Source organism: Candidatus Dojkabacteria bacterium (genome assembly GCA_016927995.1).
Classification (GTDB): Bacteria; Patescibacteriota; Dojkabacteria; order JAFGLO01; family JAFGLO01; genus JAFGLO01.
Genome location: JAFGLO010000010.1, coordinates 1 through 4,603 on the forward strand (window position 1 = coordinate 1; position 4,603 = coordinate 4,603).

Genomic DNA, 4,603 nt, shown 5'->3' on the forward strand with positions numbered 1-4,603 from the left:
CTCGTACCCTCTGTTGCACTAAAGTTAATATATCTATCCGTCCCCGACAATAGCAGATTACCGGCTACGTCAAGCGCAGCTCCTGGGCTTGTTGTTCCAATGCCTAAATTACCCGCAAAATAGTTAATATCATCCGAACCTTCCTGATAAATCCCATAGCTTAGAGTTCCTTGCATATCACCAATTTTAATACCATAGGCAGTTCCAATTGTTCCGCTATTCGAAATTGATATATTTAGTCCGATAGCACTGTCGGCGCTACCAAGCTCATATCCAACATATACTTCGGTGTCTATTCCTATTAAGGTCGAAACGGTGCCACTGGATCCAACTCCCGAGTTGACCTTAAGCCCTGTTAATCCAGCTATAGTCCCGGATTCTATAGAGGTATAGCCTCCTATCATTCCTGCATATTCTGTACTGGCTGAAGTGGTATCAAATTCACTAATAAATGAAACTGCTTGTAAAGATAAAGCTTCTACTGACAAAAGAATACTATCGGATGTGACAGTCATATACCCGTCACTACCATCACCTGGTGAAACAAAAAGGTCTCCGTCGAAATATGCAGCATAGTTGTTAGAGGAGCCACTTGCTGTAGAATATATTCCAATGCTCATACTTCCTGTTCCTGTGTTTGAGAAATATCCTGCATAATCTGTTCCGGATATTTGAGTTGTAGCACCGGTTTGAGATACACGTAAAGCTGCATTTAGGCTTGTGGTTGAAGAGGAATTAATACTCAAACCATCACCTAATCCGGTTAGAGTTATGTCAGCAATGCTGCCTGTATTGCTTGTGGAAGATGATGAGATTGAAAGTATCTTTCCTGTTGACACACTTGAGTCTGTTATTGTGAGTGTCTCGCCGTTGCTTAACAAAATATCATCTCCGGCAGTCAGTGGACTTAGGTTGGTACCAGTTTTGGTCCACAGCTGAATATCCGAAAGCTCTTGCCCGCCAAGATACTTAGCGTTGAATGCGTATGGAACGGCTGCAAGCTCTAACGTTCCAAAATACTCATCTGTGCCAATTCCCCCATAAGAAGAATTATCATCAATATCTATTTCGACAAGCACACACATATCATCATCGTTAAAATCTAAGCTTCCCAGGTTACTTCCAGAACCCTCACCCAACCTAACGTTAAAGATACCGTCAACAAGTGTAACATCGTCAAATGTCTCTTGGGATACTTGGAACGGAGTTCCACTACACGTTTCGTAAAGAGTAAACCTCATGTCACATGAATTTCCACAGGCTCCCGAAAAGTTTGTACCATCAGAGTTTACAAGTCTTCCCTGTACGCTTATTGTTTCATTAATTCCATCGGCTGCAAAAACTCCACTTATCGGAAGGATATAAAATATGGCAAAAAGCAATGTAATACATAGTGTAGTCAACCAATAAAGATAAGCACCTGAAAACCTTGGGCTGTTGGACAGTTTTAGGGTCACTACATTAAATTTTACGACTTATTGAAGTTTTATGTTTAAAACTATACCCCATCGAAAGAAAATTGTCAACATATAAAGTGAACAATCTAAAGGGCCCGTCATGAAAAATTTAAACCTTATAGTAGCTCAACCGTTTCATTAGGCTCGGGAACATAAGCGTTAAGATTAAGCTCTTTTTTAATGTTTTCTTCAAATGCAGTAAGCACACCGGATTCACCATGCACTAAAAATACCTTCTTAGGAGCAACTCCAAAAGACCTTAACCAATAACGAAGGTCACGCTGATCGGCATGTGCAGACAAACCACCAATAGTATGAATTTTTGCTTTTACCTCCAATTGATTGCCCATAACTCTTACGGGTGAATATCTGTCAACAAGTTTTCTACCTAGCGTTCCTTGAACCTGATACCCCACAAAAACTATGTGGGAATTTGGATTTTCAAGGTTTTTTTCCAAATGATGCAAAACCCTACCGCCTGTGCACATTCCACTTCCGGCTAATATTACAACGCCTGTCCTATCCGAAAGCTTTTTAGACTCTTCCACACCGGTGATCATTTTAAATCCTTTAAATTCAAATGGATCATCACCTCCTTCGACCAAACGCAGTGCATCGGTATCGTAATATTTCTGATATTTTTTAAAAAGTTCCGTAACTTTTGTAGCAAGCGGACTATCAAGATAAACACCAATATCGCCTAACAAGCCGTTCTCGGACATGAGGTTAATTTCGTAAAGAATCTCCTGCGTACGTTCAACGGCAAAGACAGGAATAATAACATTTCCCCCACTACCTTCAATTTTCCTGATAATTGACAAGAATTCAAGGATTGATTGATTTTTGTCTTTGTGCAAACGGTCACCATATGTTGATTCGACAACAACATAGTCGGCCTCACGAACATTGTCTGGATCCCAAACAATACGCTTACCAGGTTGTCCAAGATCACCGGAGAACACAATTTTTGTTGGTTTCCCATTTTCTTTTATCCAAAATTCAAAAATTGATGATCCTAATATATGTCCTGCATTTCGCATCCTAAATTCAAGTTCAGGGATTAGTTTTACACTTTTACTGTATTCATAAACGTCGAACAAACTAACAGCTTTTGAGATATCTTCTTCACTATAGAGCAACTCTTTTGGTTCACCGCTTTTATATTTTAACCGTCCACGCCTATAGTCCTCTTCCTGGATTTTGTAAGCGTCATACATTATTAACTCTGCAATGTCTCTTGTAGCGTCAGTTGAAATTATCCGTCCGTTAAATCCGTGTCGAACAAGTTTAGGAATTTGGCCACAATGATCGAGATGCCCGTGAGTTAAAAACAGGTAATCAATCCCGGCAGGATCAAATCCAAAAGGTTCCCAGTTTTTATCGGAAAGTTCGTGTGAACCCTGAAAAAGTCCACAATCAACAAGCAGTTTTTTATTGGCAAAATCGATTAAAAAACACGCACCGGTAACACCTTTAGTGGCTCCGAAGAATGTAATATTCATTGGGCAGCTTTTAATTAAACTTTTAATATACTATCAAATTGATCTGTATTATTCAAAACCTGTCTTTGCTTTTAAACAACCGCATTGCTTCATCCATCAGGAGCTCTTTGTCATTTTTTAAAGGATCATCGGTAACAATCTCTAAAAGTTCCTTTAAAATATCACCCATTATTTTTGCCGATGGAATCCCAATCTTTTTAAGATCATCGCCCGAGATTTCAAGGTCGGTAATCTTTAATACCATATCCTTCTTTCGGACCTCAGATATACGTTCTTGTAATGCAGTAACCTCCCCTGGATCAAATATAGTCTTAGGATTACTCGTGGCATCAGCAATTCTTAAGGCAAACAAATCATCGATAAGATCAACTCCCACTCGGCGTACAAATCTCCGAACCGCACTATCGGACCAATATTTAAACTCGGTGCTACCCTTTTCGGTGATCTCTTTTTCGGCAGCTTTTTCGTCTTTATACGGATAGTAAAACATATGATTTTTAACAAGTCTTGTTACTCTATCAATCTCGGAATTTGAAAACTTCATGCGTCTCATTATTGTAGACGTTATTTTTGCTCCCTCAGTGTCATGACCGTAAAAATGACCGTTGGGCATAGCCTTTCGTGGCTTACCTATGTCGTGGAAAAGTGCAGCCAGCTTTACACCATCGGGTGCCAGATCAACGGTTCTAAGCAAATGTTCATAAACATTAAAAGAGTGGAATTCGGGCTGCTCTACGCCCACCGATTCCAAAATTTCCGGCATGAAAACAGCAAGCAAGCCGGTTTCACGCATCAGCTCGATTCCAACAGAAGGTTTTGGAGAGTTCATTAAAAGTTTAACAAACTCATCTCTAATTCGCTCCATCGAGATAAGTTTGGCAACAGTTAACGCTTTGGCAATGGCAGCTTTGGTTTCCGGTTCTATTGTAAATTCAAGGTTTGAAGCAAGTCTACAAGCCTTATATGTTCTAAGTCCATCTTCGGTAAATCGATCAACAGGGTCACCTACCGCACGAATTATTTTGTTTTTTATATCTTCCAGACCCCCGAAAAGATCAATCAGATTCCAATTATCATTATCATCAAAATTATCAATCCCTATTGAACCCTTTTGTGCAAGATCAATGGCAAATGCATTTATTGTAAAGTCCCTACGTTCAAGGTCTTTTCTAATATTTGTTTCAAATTCAACCTTTGTGGGCCACCTTCCATCAGTATACTGTTGCTCACTCCGAAAAGTTGTAACTTCAACCGGATGGTGTTCTTCTTTCTGATCACGACTTAAAACGGTTATTGTACCAAACTTTACCCCCGTGGAAACGGCCTTCGCAAAACTACCAAGCACTTCGGGAGGAAGCGCATCGGTTGCAATATCGTAATCCTTGGGAATTTTACCTAAAAGTACATCCCTAATAGCACCACCAACCAAAAAAACCTGATATCCCTCTTTGACTAAGACCCTTGCTACGCTCTTCACATAATCCGGGATTTTTATTTCTATTGTTTCTGTTTTCATAATATTTAAATGGTAACACGTGAGTAGTGAAACAGTAAAGTAGTGAAATAGTTAAACAGTAATCCGGAAGATACCTATGAGAGAAGTGGCAAGCTTTAACAAAAAAATAAAACAGATAAAGGGTTCAC

The 4,603-nt window shown here is 39.5% G+C and carries 3 protein-coding genes; all 3 read right to left on the reverse strand.

From position 1 onward, the window contains the following. A partial coding sequence (locus JW962_02770; GenBank protein ID MBN1374231.1) for a hypothetical protein occupies positions 1-1,457 on the reverse strand: 1,457 nt, incomplete at its 3' end. Positions 1,458-1,573: 116 nt separating this feature from the next. Continuing rightward, a complete protein-coding gene (locus JW962_02775; protein MBN1374232.1) occupies positions 1,574-2,959 on the reverse strand; it encodes an MBL fold metallo-hydrolase in 1,386 nt (461 codons plus the stop codon). A gap of 52 nt (positions 2,960-3,011) precedes the next feature. Further along, entirely contained in the window at positions 3,012-4,475 is a 1,464-nt protein-coding gene (locus JW962_02780; protein ID MBN1374233.1) for a CCA tRNA nucleotidyltransferase, read from the reverse strand. Positions 4,476-4,603: the final 128 nt, after the last annotated feature.